Genomic DNA, 18,233 nt, shown 5'->3' with positions numbered 1-18,233 from the left:
CGTCCGGGGCGGTGGCGTCGGTGAGCGTCGCGGCGGGAGTGGAGGGAGGGGTCGACACGGTCAGCGTCCTTTCGGGTCGAGGGCGTCGCGCACGGTGTCGCCCAGAGTGATGAGCGCGAGCACGGTGATGCTGAGGAAGAGCGCGGGGAACAGGAGCATATGCGGGGCCGTGCCGACGTACGACTGCGCGTTCGCCAGCTGCAGACCCCACGAGATCGTGGGGGCGCGCAGCCCCACGCCCAGGAAGGTCAGCGTCGACTCGGCGACGATGACGCTGCCCACGAAGGTCGCCGCGATCGCCAGCACGGGGCCGATCGCATTGGGCAGGACGTGCCGGAGGACGATCTGCACGTGCGAGAGCCCGATCACCGACGCGGCGCGCACGTAGTCGTTGCCGCGCACGCTGCGCACGGCGCCGCGCACGAGACGCGCCATCGTGGGCCACGAGAAGAACGCGAGCACGAGCGACACGAGGACGGGGTCGGGCTTGCCGAGGCTGTTGAGCACGATGATCGCGCCGAGGATGAACGGGAAGCCGAGGAACACGTCCGTCAGGCGCGAGATGACGGTGTCCAGGATGCCTCCCGCGTAGCCGGCGATGGTGCCGAGCACGATCGCGACGACCAGGCACAGCGCGGTGGTCAGCAGTCCGATCGACAGCGAGGTGCGCGTGCCGAAGACGACGTTGGCGTAGATGTCGCAGCCCTGCAGGTCGGTTCCGAAGGGGTGCCCCGGGCCGGGCGGCAGAGCGCTGTCGACGAGGTCGCAGGCGCGGGGGTCGCCCCCGCCGAAGAGCATCGCGATGGGACCGGGCAGCAGGGCGATCAGCGCCAGGACGGCCAGCACGATGACCGGTGCCCAGAAGGTCACGCGGCGGCGCAGGACCGACCACAGGCCGCGATCGACGAGGGTCGGCGCATCGGGCGCGGTGGCGGCGATCATCTCAGACATGGCGGATCCTCGGGTCGAGGGCGGAGTTGACGAGGTCGACCAGCAGGCTCAGCGCCAGGAAGATGAGGATCAGCGTCGTGCCGACCCCCACCACGGTCGGGCCCTCGTGCGTGCGGATGGCGGTGAAGAGCAGCTGTCCGATACCGGGGAGGTTGAAGACGCCCTCCACCACGACCGCGCCGCCCAGGAGGTACCCCAGGTCGATGGCGACGAAGGTGAGCACGGGGGCCACGGAATTGCGCATCACGTGCGTGCCGACGATCGTCCGACGCGGCACCCCCTTGGCCCGCAGCGTCCGCACGAAGTCGGATTGGAGGGTGTCGATGACGCTGCCGCGCATGAGGCGCGCGATCGCGGCGAGACCGAAGATCGCGATGACGGCCGCCGGCAGGATGTACGCGGTCGGCCATCCCGCCGTCGTCCCCGCGATGGGCAGCCACTTCAGCTGGAGTCCGAAGATCAGCTGGGCGCCGACGGCGACGACGAAGATGGGGATCGACGTCGCGAGGATCGTCGTCAAGAGCACGCCGCGGTCGATCCAGCTGTTCTTGCGCAGCCCCGCCACCAGGCCCAGGAGCACGCCGAGCACGACCTCGATCACCCATGCCGTGATCGCCAGCGTGATCGTCACCGGCCAGCGCGCCGACATGCGGTCGGCGACCGGGACGCCGTCGAAGGTGGTGCCCAGGTCACCCGTGAACAGCCCGCCGAGGTAGCGCAGATACTGCAGGAGAAGCGGGTCGTCGAGGTGGAACTGCCGGCGCAGTTCGGCGACGACGGCGGCCGGAAGCGGACGATCGCCGCCCAGAGCCGCGATCGGGTCGCCCGGGAGCGCCCAGACCATCGCGTAGATGATGAAGGTGACACCGAGGAAGACGATGCCGACCTCGATCAGTCGGGCGCCCGCGGCGCGCGCGAACCTCACGCGGTCACCGCCGCGCGGGCGGCCGCGAGGACGGCGTCGAGCTGCACACCGACAAGGTCCGCGAGGGGCAGCGCACGAAGAGGCACACGTTCCGCCTCGGCGACCCACTCCTCGTACACGCGGCGGAACGAGTCGCGCTCCCGGCGGACCGTGTCGTGGGCGACCCCCGCCGCGCACTCCACCTCGAGTGCCCGCAGGAGCATGCCCCCGAACCGCAAACGGAAGGACCGCACGGCATCCTCGTTCGAGAACACCTCCGCCCGCGTCGCGATGCGGTCGAGGACCAGGCGCCGTGCCCGCTCGCTCTCCGCATCGGCGAGCGCCGTCATGAGCGGGGCGAAGGCCCTCGCGCCGCGCAGCATCGGGCTCGGGATCGTCAGGTGCGCGTCGACCCGCGACAGCGCGCCTCCGAGGGCCTCGCCGAGCGCCCGCAGCGCCTCGGCGCGGTCCTGCACGACGCGGCGGTACGAGATCCCGCCCGACCCCTCGTCCACGACGTCGTCGTGCGTCCAGTACGGGAGCTCGGCGACCATGACCAGGGTGCCGTGACGCTGCAGATAGTCGGCCGAGCCTCCGCCCGACGCCTCGGCGAGCGGGTCGAGTCCAAGACCCTCGAGGTAGTCGTACCGTTCGGCGACGGTGGGGCAGCGGAACACGGCGTCGCCCAGACGCACGAGATCCGGCGACTCCGGTTCGCCGACGTCCAGCGGCAGACCGTGGCGGGCGGGGATCGCCGACAGCTCCCGGACGAGCGCGTCGTCGTCGCGGTTCACGTAGAAGTAGACCCCGCCGACCTCGGCGTTGTGCAGCCCGACGAACAGGGCAGGCTCGACCTCGTCGAACAGATCCGCGAGCGCGCGGGTCTCGGGGAGTACCCGGTCGAAGTGCAGCCTCTTGTAGGAGAGAGGGAAGCTCCACTCGACCTGCTCGTCGGGTGCCGGGCGGTAGAAGGCCCGCCCGTAGGAGCCGCGGTCGCCGGGGGAGGCGAACCAGCCCTCGTTCATGCGCGTGCCGTCCGGGTCGATGCACGGCACGATGTGGAACGTCATCCCCAGCTCTCGACGCAGCCCCTCGTCCTCGACGAGCTGTTCGGCGAGCGTGAGAGCGGTGTGGAAGCCGATCGGCTCGTTGGGGTGCACGCCGCCCGCGATGACGGCGTGCGCCGGACCGTCGCCGATCTCGTACACGGGGATGGGCTCGCCGAGGCGCGACGATCCCAGGATGCGACGTCGCACGAGGTGCGGCGCGCTCTCGGCCAGGGCGAGGAAGGCCGTCTCGAGGGCATCGACCGTGGGGAAGCCGGTGAGGGAGGGCTGCGGGAGGGTGAGTGAAGGCATGGGGATTCCGTGGGTCGACGGCCGGCGCGCGGGCGGGGGTCCCGCGCGCCGGCCGAGGGGTCAGCGCAGGTGGATCGCGCGGTAGGTCGGGTTGCCCACCGGGGAACTCACGAGATCGGCGACGCGCTCGGAGGTGACGTACGAGTACGTCTCGTTGAACAGCGGCACCGCCGGGAACTCCTTCTGGATGATGCTCTGCACGTCGGCGTAGGCCGTGCCGTCGCCGGCCAGGTCGGCGTCGGCGGTCTGCATCGCGCTGGCGACCTCGGGGCTGTAGAAGGGGATGCAGTTGGCGCAGCCGCCGCCCTCGATGAAGAACACCCGCAGTGTCGCCTGCTGGCTCGGGTACAGCGCACCCCAGCGCGAGAAGAACGGCCCGGTGAGGTTGGCATCCGTCCGCTTCTGCAGGAACTCGGCCCAGTCGGCGGTCGGCGTCGCGGTCGCGTCGATGCCGAGGTTCTGGCGCAGCTGGTTGGCGATCGCCTCGTAGAGCGGGTCGAGGCCGCCGCCGCCCGGGTAGGTGATCTCGAGCGGGCCGCTGAACCCGCCGGCCTCGGCGAGCAGCGCCTTGGCGGCGTCGGGATCGTACTCGCAGTACTTGCCGCAGATGCCCGTCGGGGTTCCGGGCTCGATCGCGGGCGTCCACGCCGTGGCGGGGGTGTAGGTACCGCCATAGATGCGATCGATGATCGTCTGGCGGTCGATCGCCATCGACAGCGCCTGACGCACCCGCACGTCCTGGTACTGCGCGTTCCACAGGGGCAGGCCGAGGAACGAGATGCCGGGGGCCTCGAACGAGTAGAGCCTGTCGCCGAAGTCGCTTCCGGCCTGGAGGAGACGGCTCGCGGGAACTCCAGCGACGTCGAGGTTGCCGGCCTGCACGTCGGTGTAGGCGGTCTCGGAATCGGTGTAGGGAACGAAGGTGATCTGGTTCACGGTCGGGGCCTCGCCCTTGAACCCGTCGTAGGCCGACACCGTGATGGGCTCGTTCTCGACGTAGTCGCCCGTCATCTGGAACGGGCCGTTGCCCACCGGGTGCTTGTTGTAGGCGTCGAAGTCCGACAGCGCCGACTCGGGCATCGGGAAGAACGCGGTCTGGGCCTGCGTGACCTGCAGCGGGAACTGCCCGTCGGGGCTCACGAGCTTGACCGTGAAGGTGAGGTCGTCGACGACGGTCAGGCCCGACATCGTGGTGGTCGTGGGCGTGCCATCGGCGGGGTTCAGGTCGGTGTATCCGACGATGGATGCCAGCTGCCCCGAGTTCTCGAAGGCATTGGGTCCATACGCGACGGCGTTCCAGGAGTCGACGTAGCTCTTCGCCGTGACGGGGGTCCCGTCGTGGAACGTCCATCCGTCGCGGAGCGTGATCGTCCAGGTCTGGGCGTCGTCCGACTCGATGGACGCGGCCTGGACGTCCTGCAGGGTGCCGTCGGACTGCAGGAAGGCCAGCGGCGACCAGACGGCCATGTTGAAGTCGTAGGCCACGGACTGCCGGCCGGGGATGAGCTGCTGCGGGTCGGTGACGGCCACGCGGATGGATGCATCGGTGGAGCCGGTGTCACCACCGCCGCCGCCGGAGCAGCCGGCGAGCGCGAGCGCGCCGGCGACCAGCACGGCGAGCGCGATTCTTCTCTTCATCAGGAGCCTCTCGGGAAAGGGCGGCGTTCCGCGCCCAGGGTGGGATGCAGGTGGAACTGCGCCCAGAGAACACCCCTGTCGCTCTGCGGTCAATGAGAAACGTTCAGAAGTTTCAGTGAGAGATGAAAACTTAATCCGAAGGAAACACCGTTCTCGTGCCCGCGGAGCGGTGTCTCACAAGATGCCGAGCTCCATCGCCCGCGTCACGGCGCGGGTGCGATCGGCGACGTCGAGCTTCGCGAACGTCTTCAGGAGATGCGTCTTCACCGTGGCCTCGCCGAGGTGCAGGTGCACCCCGATCTCGCGGTTGCTGAGACCCCGGGCCACCAGGCTCAGAACCTCGACCTCGCGGGCGGTCAGGACCGGCGCCTCCACCGGTCGTCCGGCGCGAGCGACCAGGACGCGGGCGACGCTCGGGGCCAGCGCGACCTCCCCCGCCGCGACGGCGCGGATCCCCGCGAGCAGTTCGTCCTCGGGCGCGGCCTTGAGGAGGTAGCCACTCGCTCCCGCGGCGATCGCCCGCACGATGACGTCATCGCTCTCGTAGGTGGTGAGGACGATCACCCGCGCCTCCGGCGCGCTCTCGCGCAGCAGGGCCGTCGCCTCGTCGCCGGAGCGCCGCGGCATGCGCATGTCCATCAACACGACGTCGGGGCGTTCCCGTTCGACGACGTCGACCGCTTCGACGCCGTCGGCGGCGACGCCCACCACGACCATGTCGTCCGCGGCATCCAGGATGCCGGTGAGTCCGGCCCGCACGACGGGGTGGTCGTCCACGACCACCACGCGGATCACGCGCCCACCGCCGCGCGCGGGACTCGAGCGGTCAGGACGACCGCCCCCGGGGTGCCGTCGATCTCGAGCGAGCCGCCGAGTCCGTGCAGACGCGCGCGCAGCCCCGCCAGACCGAAGCCGTCCGCGGGGGTGGCAGGATCGAAGCCGACGCCGTCGTCGGTCACGCGGAGTTCGACCGCGCCGTCGACGTCGACGAGCGCGACCTCGATCGACCGCGCCGCGGAGTGCCGTCGGGCGTTCGAGAGCCCCTCTTGCGCGCAGCGCAGCAGAGCCACCTCTCGTTCGCGATCGAGCCCGGCCACCGCGGCGACCCGCACCGCGATGTCGCGGCCCGATTCGCGGGCGATGCGGGCCGCGAGCACCCGTACCGCGTCGGCCAGTCCCGCGCCGGGCGAGACCGGGGCGCCGGCGGCCACGAGAGTGCGCGTCTCGGTGAGCGCCTCGCGCGCGGCCTCCTCGACCAGGGCGAGCGTGTCGTCGGCGAGCCGCCCCGAGGCGAGTTCCCGCCGGCTGCGCTGGGCGAGCAGCACGGTGCCGGCGAGGGTCTGAGCGATCGTGTCGTGCAGTTCGGCGGCAAGACGCTCGCGCTCGGCGAGGACACCCGCCTCACGGTGCAGGGCGGCGACCTCGTCCTGAGCGGCGGTGAGTCGATCGAGCAGTTCCTGTGTCTCCGCTGCGTGCTGGTACACCGCGGTGAACCAGAGACCGAGCCAGAGACTGCCGGCGAACGAGGTCGCCTGGATGAGTGTGGCCCGCATCCACGCGTCGACGTCGCCGCCCCACCCCAGGGCGACGAGCACGAGCGCGGTCGACAGGGCGGTCCACGCGATGGCGGTCCTCCGTCGCGACGAGATCACCCACAGCAGCGGGTACGAGGCGAACTGCAGCATCGCCAGCCATCCCTCGTTCGCCACCGCGAGGGGCAGGAGCAGCACGGTCGACACCGCCACGACGGTGGCCAGGACAGGCGCGCCGTCGTCGCTGAGCACCCGCGGGAGCGCCACGAGCACAATGACCACCTGGGCGGCGACGGCGATCAGGGCTCCGACGGCCGCCGCCCACGACAGCGTCCCGAGGCCGGCCCCGACCACGACAATGCCGATCCCCAAGACACCCGCGGCCCCGTACGCGAGCGACCATCCGCGCACGTCGACGCGCTCGGCATCCGTCCCGCGCGGGCCGGTGAGGGTGCGGGCGGGCAGGGCTCGGGAGCGTCTCCGCGCGCCGCGATCGTCGCCGACCGCCGCGGCGACTCGCGCCTGCGACATCATGCGTCCTTCCTGATCCAGCGGAACGTCGCCCGCACGAACGCGAGCCCCACGACCAGCCACCCCAGCGTCACGAGGAGGATCAGGGGGTGGTCCCACGAACCCGAGGGCTCGGCGGCGGCGAACCCCTCGGGCAGGAACACCGAGCGGAAGCCCTGCGCGAGCCACTTCAGCGGAAACACGCTCGCGACGTTCTGCAGCCACTCGGGCAGACTCGCGAAGTTGATGTAGACGCCCGAGATGAACTGCAGCAGAAGCACGATCGGGACCACGACGGCGGTGGCCGTCCGCCCCGTCCGCGGGACGGCGGAGAGGGCGATGCCGAGGATCGCGCACGTCGTCGCCCCGAGCACGAACACCCAGGCGAACGTCAGCCAGCGTTCGGGATCGGTCGGCAACGGTACGCGGAAGAACACGGCGGCCACCACGATCAACAGCGCCGACTGCAGGAAGCCGGTCACGAGAACCTGTCCGAGCTTGCCGATGAAGTACGACACGGGGCTCAGGGGCGTTCCGCCGAGGCGCTTCAACGTGCCGTCGCTGCGTTCCATCGCGATGTCGACCGCCATGTTCTGCAGCCCCGAGAGCAGAACGCCGGCCGCGAGCATCGCGGGGAGGTAGAACTCGGGGGCGGAGATCTCCGCCCCCGGCGGACCGAATGTCGATCCGCTGAACGCGACCGCGAAGATCAGCAGGATCATCACCGGGAACAGGAACGTGAAGAAGACCGAGTCGCCCTGGCGGAAGTATGCCCGCACCTCGAACGCGATGCGCGTGGCCCCCAAGCGCAGCACGCGGCTCACGATGCTCCTCCGGCCGCTGCCGTGCGCCGTTCGTCCGCACCGAGGAACGACAGGTACACGTCCTCGAGGCTCGGGCGCACGACCTCGAGCCGCTCGGGCTCGCCGCCGCGCGCGTAAAGGGCCGTGACGAACGCGCCGGGGTCGTCTGTGCGCTCCTCGCGCACCGCCCCTCCTTCGCGCCAGCGCACGAGCGGCACGCGCGCGTCGGCTCCCCCGAGGTCGTCGATGGGACCGACGGATGCCACGCCCCCGGCGACGAGGATCGCCGCACGCTCCGCCAGCTCGGCGGCCTCGTCCAGATAGTGGGTGGTGAGCAGGATCGTCGTGCCCTCGTCCTGCAGCGAGCGGATGAGATCCCAGAACTGTCGCCGCACCTCGGGGTCGAAGCCGGTCGTGGGCTCGTCGAGGAACAGCAACTCGGGGCGGCCGATGATGCCGAGCGCGACGTCGACGCGCCGACGCTGGCCGCCCGAGAGCTTGCGCACCGAGACCCTCGCCTTCTCGCCGAGCCCCACCGCCGCGATCACCGCGTCGACGTCCCGCGGGCGGGGGTAGAACGAGGCGAAGTGCGAGAGCAACTCCCGCACGGTCGCGGTCGGAGCTTCGCCGGTGTTCTGCAGCACGATCCCGAGGCGGGCCTTCCAGTCGAGGCCGCCACGGTGCGGGTCGACGCCGAGCACGCTCACCTCGCCGCTCGTGCGGTCGCGATAACCCTCGAGGATCTCGATGACGGTGCTTTTGCCCGCACCGTTCGGCCCCAACAGCGCGAACGTCTCGCCTCGGCGGATATCGAAGCTCACACCGCGCAAGGCTTCGAGGCCCCCGCGGTAGGTCTTGCGCAGGTTCTCCACCCGCACGACGTGTTCGCTCATTCCCTCAGTCTGACCGGGCGGGAGGCCGACGGGAACGACGAGCCGACGGACTCGGCATCCACCGTTCAGTGGACGCTGTCGGCGAGAGGTGCCGCACGTCGGCCACCCCGCGCAACCCGTATCGCCGCTCGAGGCCGCCGGGTAGCCTCGCTGGCATGCGTCGCACCGGTCTGATCAGCGTTCTCGCCCTCGGCATCCTGGCCCTCACCTCGTGCGGGTCTCCGGCGTCGTCCGGCGCGCAGGACGAATCGATGTCCTCCGTCGCTCCGGCCGAGAGCCCCGAGGCCGGGGGCGAATCGCGCACGCTCGCCGACTTCCGCACCGAAGTACCCCAGCTCGAGGGGGTCGATCTCGCGCAGGTCGAAGGGCTCACGGTGACGCAGAACGACCGACTGTGGACGCTCGCGTCGAACCGGGGAGCCGAGACGACGCAGGCGGTCCGCGATGCGGTCGAGCAGAGGTTCGGCGAGTTCCCGGCGGCGGCACGCACCTCGGAGGGCGACCGCACCACCGACGTGAAGACGGTCCTGGTCGACAGCAGCCCCGTCACCCTGACCCTCGTCGACCGGGGAGGCGAGGGGTTCACCCTCTCGGTGCTCGCGGGCCCGCGGGTGACGGCGACGCCCGCGTCCTGAGCGCGGTCGGACCTCAGACGACGGGTCTCAGCCGACCGGCGTCGCCTCGGCGGCCGCCTCGTCCTCTTCGGTCGCCACGAGCTGCCCGCACGCCCCGTCGATCTCCTTGCCGCGGGTGTCGCGCAGGGTCGTCGGGATCCCGGCGTCGTTGAGACGGCGCACGAACTCGTTCTGCACGGGCACCTCGGATGCCGTCCAGATCGAGCCCGGGGTCGGGTTCAGCGGAATGGGGTTCACGTGCACCCAGCCGCGACCGCGCGCGTTGAGCTTGTCGGCCAGCAGGTCGGCGCGCCAGGCGTGATCGTTCATGTCCTTGATCAGGGCGTATTCGATCGACACGCGGCGCCCGGTCTTGTCGAAGTAGGCGCGGGCGGCATCCAGGGCCTCGTCGACCTTCCAGCGCGAGTTCACCGGAATGAGCTCGTCGCGGAGGCCGTCGTCGGGCGCGTGCAGCGAGAGGGCGAAGGTGACCGGGATGTCCTCGTCGGCGAGCTTCTTGATAGCCGGGACCAGACCGACCGTCGACACCGTGATGCCGCGAGCGCTCATGCCGAGGCCGTGCTCCTTGTCGACCATGACGCGCACGGCCTGCATGACGCGGGCATAGTTGGCGAGCGGCTCGCCCATGCCCATGAAGACGATGTTCGAGACCCTGTCGAGCGAGTGGTCGTCGCGCTTCTTGCCGCCCAGACCGCCGGCGGCGATGAGGGCGTTGGCGCGGACGATCTGCTCGACGATCTCGGCGGCCGACATGTTGCGGGTCAGGCCCGCCTGCCCGGTGGCGCAGAACGGGCAGTTCATGCCGCACCCCGCCTGCGACGACACGCACAGCGTGATGCGGCCGGGGTAGCGCATGAGCACCGACTCCACGAGGGCGCCGTCGTGCAGCTTCCAGAGGAACTTGATCGTGTCGCCGCGATCGGTCTCGAGCCGGCGCACCTCGGTGAGCAGCGGCGGGAGCATCCCCGCGACGAGTTCTTCGCGACCGGATGCCGGCAGGTCGGTCATGTCGGCCGGGTCGGACGTGTAGTGCGTGAAGTAGTGCTTCTCGAGCTGCTTCGCGCGGAAGCCGGGAAGGCCGAGCTCCTTCACCTTCGCGACGCGCTCCTCGGCGGTCATGTCGGCGAGGTGCACGGGGGGCTTGCCGCGCTTGGGGCTGGCGAACTGCAGGAGCGGACGACCGGTGTCGTCTTTGGCCTGCTGCCAGCCCTCGGTCGCGGGGCGGACCTGGCGTCCGGTCTTCGGCTTCGTCTCGCGGATGCCGGTGTCGGCCGGCGCCCCCGCGGGGCGCGCCTGCCGGGGCGTGGTGGAGCGCACGGGGGGCTGATCGGTCATGGTTTCCAGGGTACCGGGGCGCGCCTGCGTCGCGGCTGGGCGCGGCGGCGCGCACGGAGCCGCACAACTCCTGCAGGTCCGCCTCGGAAGCGGCGCACGCGGCACCGAACCCCCGATTTGGCGGAGTCGTGCACCCCGAGCCGCGGGCTGCCGCCCGCGCAGCCCCTGCGGCACAGCCCTAAACTGCATCCCATGCCCGGTGCCGGTGACGTCTCCCTCCCACCCGGCGGCGTGCAGAAGCTGCTGAACAACAACGTCGTCGTGGCGATCGACGGCGACGGTCGCGAGCGCGTGCTCATGGGGCGGGGCATCGGCTTCCAGCTCAAGCACGAGGGCCGCGTCGATCCGGCCAAGGTCGAGAAGACGTTCGTGCTCGAGCAGGGCAGCGACACCGCGCACGCCCAGAAACTCCTCACCGACGCCCCGTACGCGCTGGTGCAGGCTGTGCTCCACGCCGTCGACCAGGCCGAGCGCGACCTCGGGCGCGACCTCGGCCGGCGTCTGCCGCTCGCCGTGATCGACCACGTGAACTACGTCGTCGAGCGCCTCGACCAGGGCATCCGCATCCCCGGCACCTCGATGCCCGAGCTGCGGATCCTGCACCCCGACGAGTCGCGCGCCGCGGAGCGCATGGCGGCCTCGATCGCGGCATCCCTGGGTCGTGAGCTCCCGCCCGAGGAGGGCGTGTTCCTGACGATGCACCTGCTCAACGCGACGCGCGACGAGCCGAACGGCACCGCGGCGCTGCTGTTCCGCCGCGTGCAGCACGTCGTCCGCACGGTCGAGACGGGTCTCGGAGTCTCCCTCGACACCGAGAGCCCCGACTACGCGCGGTTCATCCTGCACGTGCGGTTCCTGCTGCAGCGGCTCGTCAACCGCGCGATGCTCACCAGCGGCGACTCGTCGTTCTTCGAGTTCGCGAAGCATCGCTACCCCCGAGCCTTCGGCATCGCCGAGGGCGTCAAGGGCTACGTGCTCGCGGCGACGGGGTCGACGCTGACCGACGAAGAGGTGCTGTACCTCACCGTGCACGTCGAGCGCCTGGCGACGAGCATGGGCCGCGCCGACGATTCCGGCGCACCCGACGCGCCGGTGCCGTGACCCTCAGTCGCCCACGACGATCGGGGCGAGGTCGCGCTCCTCGCCGGGCACCGCGGTCGCGCCGGTCAAGGTCGCGGGGGTGCGGGCCGTGCGATCGACGGTGAGCGAGAACACGTCGGGCCGGCTGTAGTGGCCCACCGGGTCGGCGAACTTCTTCGCGATGTCGATGGCCCGCAGATCGAGATCGGCGTAGACGAGCCCCTCGGTCCCGGGGTCGAGAGCCTCGGTGAGCAGCGACCCGTCAGGACCGTAGATTCGCGCGTACCCGCCGCCGAGGTCGATGATCGGCGAGGGGGCTCCGTTCACGAGGAAGTTCTGCGCGCCCTCCGAGCTCAGGATCTGTGTCGAGACCACGACGAAGGCCCCACCCTCGAGCGCGTACGTGCGGCTCACCGCCATCGAAGGCTCCCAGCCGAGCGACGGGTGCTCCCCGAAGATCCCGAAGCACGGCCATCCCGCCACGTGGATCTGCTCGTGCTGCGCGTACATCGCGAATTTCACGAGGGGCTGCAGGTGCTCCCAGCAGTTGAGGGCACCCAGCCGCGCGTGCGCGGTCTCGATGACCTCGAGGTCGCCGCCGTCGCCCTCGCCGAACAGGGTCCGCTCGGCGTGCGTGGGCTTGAGCTTGCGCCGGTGCAGGAGGATGTCGCCGGTCGGTCCGATGATCAGCTGCGCCATGTACAGCGAGCCGTGGTCCTGCTCGCTCAGCCCCAGCACCACGGTGAGGCCGTGGGCGGCGGCGGCCTCGCGGATACGGGCGATCTCGGGACCATCGATGCTCGGCGAGGCGGCGTGATAACGGGCGATGGAGGGGATCTGCTCGGGGATCGGGTACGCCCAGAGGAAGATCGGATACCCCGGAAGCCACGTCTCGGGGAACGCGACGATCTCCGCCCCGTGGGCGGCGGCCTCGGCGATGAGGTCGATGGTCTTGTCGACGGTGGCTTCCAGATCGAACCAGCCCGGCTCGGCTTGGACGGCGGCGACGCGAACGGTCATGGGATCTCCTCGGTAGTAGGTGAGCCGACAGTACGAGCCGCCCCGGCCGCGCCGAAGGCGAATCGTGCGCGAGATCGTGCACTTTCTGCAGATCGAGGGCGACGAAACAGGATCGTCACGCGAGCGCTTCTCTCCGCCCGCGTCGAGGAGCAGGATGAACCCATGGTGCGGCGAACGGCGGCGTCGGTCTCGGAGTGGGAGGCCCTGTCGAGCGCCGCGTTCGTGCCCCTCCGCGTCACCGCCGACGGCGCTTTCACCGCGCACCTCGATCATCGGGGCCGCGCAAGGGCGGCGATGTCGTCGGTGCGTTCCGGTGCGTGCCGCGTCCTGAGGGACCCGACGACCACGTCGGCCCCAGCAGATGATCTCGCTCTTTTCAGTTTCCAGTACGGCGGGCGCAATCTCGTCGACCAGAACGATCGGCAGGCCGTGGTCGCTCCGGGCGACGGCGTCCTCTACCTCACTCGGTCGCCGTACGAACTCCTGTTCCCCGGACCGTCCGATCTGATCGTGCTCCAGGTGCCGACGGACTGGCTCGGGATGCCGACATCGGCACTGTCCGCGCTCTCCGCCCGCGCGATGTCGACCCGCTCGAATGCGGCGCTGCGCACGGCGAGCAGGCTCGTCCGCTCGCAGTTCGGCGGCGCTCCCCTCTTCGAGGACGAGGGCCGCACGCTCCGCGTCGCCACGGAGTTGCTCGTCGCCGCGCTGCGACGGGAGGGCCGTCGCGGCGCGCCCGGGCTGTCGCACGACGCGCTCTACGCCTCGTTCCGTCGCACGATCGCCGAGAACCTCGACGATCCGCTCCTCGGCGTGCCGGCCATCGCCGACCTCCACGGGGTCTCGGTCCGCACCGTCCACCAGGTCTTCGCCGAGCGCAGTGAGCGTGCCGCCGCCCTCGTTCGCACTCTCCGCACCGCTCGGGCCCGCACGCTTTTGCGGGAGACAGCGCTGCCGGTGCCGGATGTCGCCGTGAGGTGCGGCATCCCCGATCCGACCGTGTTCGCACGCACGTTCCGACGCGAAGTCGGGCAGAGTCCCACGCAGTTCCGAGCGGCCCAACGCGAACGATCGCGCCATTCCTGATTTCCGGCGTGCTATAGTCACCGACGCAGGCGTCACACCCTGCCGACGATTTCCGGATTGTTACCGCGCGAGCGGGCAAGACCTGAATCCACACGCTTTCGAGCGATGAACGGATTCGGGTCTTTTTTATTGCCCGAAACACCCGGAGCGTCGCCCGAATATCTCGATGAGGCCGCACAGGAGCGGCGAAAGGCAGGCGGATTCCGATGGTGGATCACGCGAAGACAGCGACGGCGGTTGTGGCCGGCGTCGGCGGAGAGAGCAACATCACCTCGCTCGTGCACTGCGCGACGCGGTTGCGGTTCGTGCTCAAAGACGAGAGCAAGGCGGATGCCACCGCCCTCCGGGCCACGCCCGGGGTGATCACCACGGCGCAGGCCGGGGGCCAGTACCAGGTCGTCATCGGCAACGACGTCCCCGACGTCTACGCGGCGATCCAGGCGCAGACGAAGCTCGGCGGCGCAGGCTCCGAGGGCGGCGACGAAGGCCCCAAGGGCAATCTCTTCAACCGCTTCATCAAGATGATCTCGTCGATCTTCACGCCGATCCTCTGGGCCCTCGCCGGCACGGGTCTGCTGAAGGCGTTCGTCGCCGCGGCGGTCACCTTCGGTTGGCTGGATGCCACGAGCTCCACCTACGTCATCCTCAACGCCCTCTCCGACGCACTGATCAACTTCCTCCCGATGGCCCTCGCGATCACCGCGGCGCGCTACTTCAAGGCGTCGGAGTTCACCTCCTTCGCGATCGCGGGCGCGCTGGTCTACCCGAGCATCGTGGCGCTGAACGGCCAGCCGGACATCACCTTCTTCGGCATCCCGGTGACGATGGTCAGCTACGTCTCGAGCGTCATCCCGATCATCGTGATCGTGTGGCTGCAGAGCTACGCCGAGCGGTTCCTGCTCAAGGTGCTGCCCGGCGCGGTGAAGCGCTTCCTCACGCCGATGATCGTGGTCGCGATCGCGGTTCCGCTGGTCTTCCTCGCGATCGGCCCGCTCTCGAGCCTCATCGGCGGCGGCCTCGCGGCGGCCATCAGCTGGGTCTTCGCGACCGTGCCGTGGCTGGGTGGCGCGATCATGGGCGGCCTGTGGCAGGTCTTCGTGATCTTCGGTCTGCACTGGGGTCTCGTGCCGCTGTTCCAGCTCGAGCTGCAGACCACCGGGCAGATGCTCCTCATCGGCCCCGTGTTCGCCGCCGTCCTCGCCCAGGCCGCTGCCGTGGCCGGCGTCCTCGTGCGCTCGCGCAACAAGAACCTCCGCTCGCTCGCCGCCCCGGCGACCCTGTCGGGCTTCCTCGCCGGCATCACCGAGCCCGCGATCTACGGCATCAACCTCCCGCTCAAGCGCCCCTTCGCCTTCGGCATCGTCGGCGGCGCGCTCGGCGGTGCCCTGATCGCCATGGGCGGGGTCTTCTCGAAGGCGTTCGTCGTCCCCTCCGGTCTCGCCCTCCCGGCGCTGCTCGGCAACGGCAACATGGTCATGCTCGGCATCGGTCTCGCGGTCGCGATCATCGTGCCGTTCGTCCTCACCGTCATCGTCGGCTTCAAGGACCCGGTCGACGACGCCGCTCCCGCGGCTCCCGCCGCGGCGACCGACACCGTCGTGCTGAGCCCGGTCGACGGCACCGTCGTGCCGCTCGCCGAGGTTCCGGATGCCGCCTTCGCCGACGCCTCGCTCGGCAAGGGCGTCGCGATCCGGCCCACGTCGGGCGCGGTCTACGCCCCCTTCGACGGCACCGTCGTCGCCGCGTTCCCGACCGGTCACGCCATCGGTCTGCGCGGTGTCGACGGGGTGGAGCTGCTGATCCACGTCGGTCTCGACACCGTCAAGCTCGGGGGCGAGCACTTCACGCTGAAGGTGCAGTCCGGCACCGAGGTGAAGGCCGGCGACCTGCTGCTCGAGTTCGACGGCGATGCCATCGAGCGCGCCGGCTACGACCTCATCACCCCGGTCATCGTCACGAACGGTGACCTGTACCCCGACGTCGCCGACGCGGCATCCGGACCCCTCTCGCACGGCGAGACGCTGTTCCGCGCCGTGTCCGTCGACTCCCTGTCCGCCACCCGCTGATCCCTGGAGACCTCCGCATGAGCAACACCCCCTTCCCCGACGGCTTCCTCTGGGGCGGTGCGACCGCCGCGAACCAGGTCGAGGGCGCGTACGACGAAGACGGCAAGGGCCTCTCGGTGCAGGACGTGATGCCGAAGGGCATCTCGGGCCCCCGCAGCGCGGAGCCCACGCCCGACAACCTCAAGCTCGTCGGCATCGACCACTACCACCGCTACGCGGAGGACATCGCGCTGTTCGCCGAGATGGGCTTCGGCGTCTACCGCTTCTCGATCGCGTGGAGCCGCATCTTCCCGAAGGGCGATGAGACCGAGCCCAACGAGGCGGGCCTGGCGTTCTACGACCGCGTGCTCGACGAACTCGAGAAGCACGGCATCGAGCCGCTCGTCACGATCTCGCACTACGAGACGCCGCTGCACCTGGCGGAGCAGTACGGCGGCTGGACCAACCGCGAGCTGATCGGCTTCTACGAGCGCTACGCCCGCACGCTGTTCGAGCGGTACGGCTCGCGCGTGAAGTACTGGCTGACCTTCAACGAGATCAACTCTCTGCTGCACGCGCCCTTCATGAGCGGCGGCATCCCGATCCCCGAGGGCGGCGTTCCCGAGGGCGAGCTGTACCAGGCGATGCACCACGAGCTCGTGGCATCCGCCCGCGCCACGCGCATCGCCCGCGAGGTGGCTCCCGAGGCGAAGGTCGGCTGCATGGTGCTCTCGATGCCGGTCTACCCGCTCACCCCGTCGCCCGACGACGCTCTCGCGGTGATGGATGCCGACCACGGCAACCTCGTCTACGGAGACGTCCACACCCGTGGCGCATACCCCGGGTACTTCCTGCGGACGCTCCGCGAGAAGGGCATCGAGCTCGACATCACCGACGAGGATCGCGACGACCTGACGAATACCGTCGACTTCGTCTCGTTCAGCTACTACATGTCGATCGCCGAGACCGCCGACCCGGCGAAGCGGTCCGAGGGCGAGGGCAACATCATGGGCGGGGTGCAGAACCCCACGCTGCCCGCGAGCGAGTGGGGCTGGCAGATCGACCCGGTGGGCTTGCGCCTCGTGCTCAACCAGTTCTGGGACCGCTGGCAGAAGCCGCTCTTCATCGTCGAGAACGGCCTGGGCGCGCGCGACCAGCTCGTCGAGGTCGACGGCGAGAAGACGGTGATCGACGACTACCGCATCGCGTACCTCAACGACCACCTCGTGCAGGTCGGCGAGGCGATCGAAGACGGCGTCGAGGTGCTCGGTTACACGTCGTGGGGCTGCATCGACATCGTCAGCGCCAGCACCGCGCAGCTGAGCAAGCGATACGGTTTCATCTACGTCGACCGAGGCGACGACGGAACCGGGACGCTCGATCGTCACCGGAAGAAGTCGTTCCACTGGTACGCCGACGTCATCCGAACCAACGGCGCGTCGCTTTCGCGCTGATCCCCCTGACCGGACCGGCCCCGGGTCCTCGCGACCCGGGGCCGATCCCCTTGGAGTGCACCATGACCCGCATCGCCTTCCTCGACGTCGACGGCACGATCCTCGAGCACGGCTCGCTGATCGCCCCCTCGACCGTGACCGCGATCCGCCAGGCCCGCGCGAACGGGCACCTCGTGTGGCTGAGCACCGGCCGTTCGGCCGGCGACGTCCACCCCGACGTCCTCGCGATCGGGTTCGACGGCGCGATCACCAACGGCGGGGCCTACGCGACCCGGGGCGAGGAGACGCTGGTCGAGCAGCCGATGCCCCGCGCCGATGTCGAGCTTCTCGAGCGGTACTTCGAGGCCCACGGCATCCACTACTTCCTCCAGACGCACGGAGGCGTCTTCGCGAGCGAGGGTATGGGGCCCGTGATGTCGGCCTACCGTCGGGAGCGCCACGCCGAGCGGGCCGCTCAGCTCGCGGCCGAGGGGCTCACCGCGGAAGAGCCGCTGTGGAAGGAGCCACGCCCCGTCGCCGAGGTCGATCGCGACGCGGTCGCCAAGGCCGTGTTCGTCAGCCCCTCGATCGACACGGTCGCGCACGCGGCCGCCGAGCTCGGCGACGGCTTCCACGTCATCCCCGGGTCCATTCCGCTGCCGGGCGGATCGAACGGCGAGATCGGCCAGGCCGGTGTGACCAAGGGGTCCGCGATCACGTCCGTCCTCGCCCAGCTGGGCTTGCCGGCGACGGATGCCATCGGCATCGGCGACAGCTGGAACGACGTCGAGATGTTCGAGGTCGTCGGAACCCCCGTCGCCATGGGCAACGCGGCGCCCGAGCTGCAGAAGCTGGCCGGGCGCGTCACGACGTCGGTGCTCGAGGACGGCGTGCACAACGCCTTCGCGGAGCTGGGCCTGATCTGACGCGCCGGGGCCAGGCCGTCGATAAACGCCGATCCTGCCGAAACACGCGGCGTCACAGCGTGTCTCGGCACGATCGGCGTTTAT

General features: G+C 70.2%; 16 protein-coding genes. 6 read left to right on the top strand and 10 right to left on the bottom strand.

Features of this window, described 5'->3' with window-relative positions:
• Positions 1-60: 60 nt before the first annotated feature.
• The 8 genes from NS220_RS10920 to NS220_RS10885 all read right to left on the bottom strand — a co-directional run bounded on the left by NS220_RS10920 (position 61) and on the right by NS220_RS10885 (position 8,589).
• Positions 61-951, bottom strand: a complete 891-nt coding sequence (locus NS220_RS10920) for an ABC transporter permease (RefSeq protein WP_058624079.1) — start codon at positions 949-951, stop codon at positions 61-63.
• Positions 944-1,876, bottom strand: coding sequence for an ABC transporter permease (locus tag NS220_RS10915; RefSeq protein ID WP_058624078.1), 933 nt, complete (start codon positions 1,874-1,876; stop codon positions 944-946). Before NS220_RS10915 ends, NS220_RS10920 begins: the two co-directional genes overlap by 8 nt.
• The gene (locus NS220_RS10910) at positions 1,873-3,213 is read right to left on the bottom strand and encodes a M14 family zinc carboxypeptidase (protein WP_058624077.1); all 1,341 of its coding nucleotides are present in this window, start codon (positions 3,211-3,213) and stop codon (positions 1,873-1,875) included. The genes NS220_RS10915 and NS220_RS10910 overlap by 4 nt, the downstream gene beginning before the upstream one ends.
• 60 nt (positions 3,214-3,273) lie before the next feature.
• The gene (locus NS220_RS10905) at positions 3,274-4,851 is read right to left on the bottom strand and encodes a peptide ABC transporter substrate-binding protein (RefSeq protein ID WP_058624076.1); all 1,578 of its coding nucleotides are present in this window, start codon (positions 4,849-4,851) and stop codon (positions 3,274-3,276) included.
• Positions 4,852-5,025: 174 nt separating this feature from the next.
• A complete protein-coding gene (locus NS220_RS10900) occupies positions 5,026-5,646 on the bottom strand; it encodes a response regulator (protein ID WP_058624075.1) in 621 nt (206 codons plus the stop codon).
• Complete coding sequence (locus NS220_RS10895; protein ID WP_058624074.1) at positions 5,643-6,914, bottom strand: sensor histidine kinase; 1,272 nt, start codon at positions 6,912-6,914, stop codon at positions 5,643-5,645. The genes NS220_RS10900 and NS220_RS10895 overlap by 4 nt, the downstream gene beginning before the upstream one ends.
• Entirely contained in the window at positions 6,914-7,717 is an 804-nt protein-coding gene (locus NS220_RS10890; RefSeq protein ID WP_242864598.1) for an ABC transporter permease, read from the bottom strand. The genes NS220_RS10895 and NS220_RS10890 overlap by 1 nt, the downstream gene beginning before the upstream one ends.
• The gene (locus tag NS220_RS10885) at positions 7,714-8,589 is read right to left on the bottom strand and encodes an ABC transporter ATP-binding protein (protein WP_058624072.1); all 876 of its coding nucleotides are present in this window, start codon (positions 8,587-8,589) and stop codon (positions 7,714-7,716) included. The genes NS220_RS10890 and NS220_RS10885 overlap by 4 nt, the downstream gene beginning before the upstream one ends.
• A gap of 155 nt (positions 8,590-8,744) precedes the next feature.
• On the opposite strand from NS220_RS10885, the gene NS220_RS10880 reads away from it, so the two are divergent.
• Positions 8,745-9,224, top strand: a complete 480-nt coding sequence (locus NS220_RS10880; RefSeq protein ID WP_058624071.1) for a hypothetical protein — start codon at positions 8,745-8,747, stop codon at positions 9,222-9,224.
• A gap of 27 nt (positions 9,225-9,251) precedes the next feature.
• Here NS220_RS10880 and rlmN read toward each other — a convergent pair whose 3' ends face one another.
• Positions 9,252-10,559 carry a 23S rRNA (adenine(2503)-C(2))-methyltransferase RlmN gene (gene rlmN / locus NS220_RS10875; protein WP_081323122.1) on the bottom strand — a complete coding sequence of 436 codons (1,308 nt, stop codon included), beginning with the start codon at positions 10,557-10,559 and terminating at the stop codon, positions 9,252-9,254.
• 192 nt (positions 10,560-10,751) lie between these two features.
• Here rlmN and NS220_RS10870 point away from each other — a divergent pair, with 192 nt between their 5' ends.
• The gene (locus NS220_RS10870; protein WP_058624070.1) at positions 10,752-11,660 is read left to right on the top strand and encodes a PRD domain-containing protein; all 909 of its coding nucleotides are present in this window, start codon (positions 10,752-10,754) and stop codon (positions 11,658-11,660) included.
• A 3-nt stretch (positions 11,661-11,663) separates the two neighbouring features.
• Here the strand turns inward: NS220_RS10870 and NS220_RS10865 are convergent, their stop codons facing one another.
• The gene (locus NS220_RS10865) at positions 11,664-12,659 is read right to left on the bottom strand and encodes a carbon-nitrogen hydrolase family protein (RefSeq protein WP_081323121.1); all 996 of its coding nucleotides are present in this window, start codon (positions 12,657-12,659) and stop codon (positions 11,664-11,666) included.
• A 162-nt stretch (positions 12,660-12,821) separates the two neighbouring features.
• Here NS220_RS10865 and NS220_RS10860 point away from each other — a divergent pair, with 162 nt between their 5' ends.
• From NS220_RS10860 to NS220_RS10845, 4 genes are all read left to right on the top strand, one after another.
• The gene (locus NS220_RS10860; protein ID WP_058624069.1) at positions 12,822-13,745 is read left to right on the top strand and encodes an AraC family transcriptional regulator; all 924 of its coding nucleotides are present in this window, start codon (positions 12,822-12,824) and stop codon (positions 13,743-13,745) included.
• Between the two features lie 206 nt (positions 13,746-13,951).
• The gene (locus NS220_RS10855) at positions 13,952-15,811 is read left to right on the top strand and encodes a beta-glucoside-specific PTS transporter subunit IIABC (protein WP_193755343.1); all 1,860 of its coding nucleotides are present in this window, start codon (positions 13,952-13,954) and stop codon (positions 15,809-15,811) included.
• 17 nt (positions 15,812-15,828) lie between these two features.
• Positions 15,829-17,244 carry a glycoside hydrolase family 1 protein gene (locus NS220_RS10850; RefSeq protein WP_058624068.1) on the top strand — a complete coding sequence of 472 codons (1,416 nt, stop codon included), beginning with the start codon at positions 15,829-15,831 and terminating at the stop codon, positions 17,242-17,244.
• Between the two features lie 62 nt (positions 17,245-17,306).
• Positions 17,307-18,149, top strand: coding sequence for a Cof-type HAD-IIB family hydrolase (locus NS220_RS10845; RefSeq protein WP_058624067.1), 843 nt, complete (start codon positions 17,307-17,309; stop codon positions 18,147-18,149).
• Positions 18,150-18,233 lie beyond the last annotated feature (84 nt).

Origin of the sequence: Microbacterium testaceum (assembly GCF_001476655.1) — a bacterium.
GTDB classification, from domain to species: domain Bacteria; phylum Actinomycetota; class Actinomycetes; order Actinomycetales; family Microbacteriaceae; genus Microbacterium; species Microbacterium testaceum_C.
This window is presented reverse-complemented; position numbering and strand designations above follow the sequence as displayed.

Coding starts and splice junctions, on each gene's coding strand:
- NS220_RS10880 (WP_058624071.1), top strand. CDS start 8,745: ATGCGTCGCACCGGTCTGATCAGCGTTCTCGCCCTCGGCATCCTGGCC.
- rlmN (WP_081323122.1), bottom strand. CDS start 10,559: ATGACCGATCAGCCCCCCGTGCGCTCCACCACGCCCCGGCAGGCGCGC.
- NS220_RS10850 (WP_058624068.1), top strand. CDS start 15,829: ATGAGCAACACCCCCTTCCCCGACGGCTTCCTCTGGGGCGGTGCGACC.
- NS220_RS10905 (WP_058624076.1), bottom strand. CDS start 4,851: ATGAAGAGAAGAATCGCGCTCGCCGTGCTGGTCGCCGGCGCGCTCGCG.
- NS220_RS10845 (WP_058624067.1), top strand. CDS start 17,307: ATGACCCGCATCGCCTTCCTCGACGTCGACGGCACGATCCTCGAGCAC.
- NS220_RS10855 (WP_193755343.1), top strand. CDS start 13,952: ATGGTGGATCACGCGAAGACAGCGACGGCGGTTGTGGCCGGCGTCGGC.
- NS220_RS10870 (WP_058624070.1), top strand. CDS start 10,752: ATGCCCGGTGCCGGTGACGTCTCCCTCCCACCCGGCGGCGTGCAGAAG.
- NS220_RS10920 (WP_058624079.1), bottom strand. CDS start 951: ATGTCTGAGATGATCGCCGCCACCGCGCCCGATGCGCCGACCCTCGTC.
- NS220_RS10885 (WP_058624072.1), bottom strand. CDS start 8,589: ATGAGCGAACACGTCGTGCGGGTGGAGAACCTGCGCAAGACCTACCGC.
- NS220_RS10910 (WP_058624077.1), bottom strand. CDS start 3,213: ATGCCTTCACTCACCCTCCCGCAGCCCTCCCTCACCGGCTTCCCCACG.
- NS220_RS10895 (WP_058624074.1), bottom strand. CDS start 6,914: ATGTCGCAGGCGCGAGTCGCCGCGGCGGTCGGCGACGATCGCGGCGCG.
- NS220_RS10860 (WP_058624069.1), top strand. CDS start 12,822: ATGGTGCGGCGAACGGCGGCGTCGGTCTCGGAGTGGGAGGCCCTGTCG.
- NS220_RS10865 (WP_081323121.1), bottom strand. CDS start 12,659: ATGACCGTTCGCGTCGCCGCCGTCCAAGCCGAGCCGGGCTGGTTCGAT.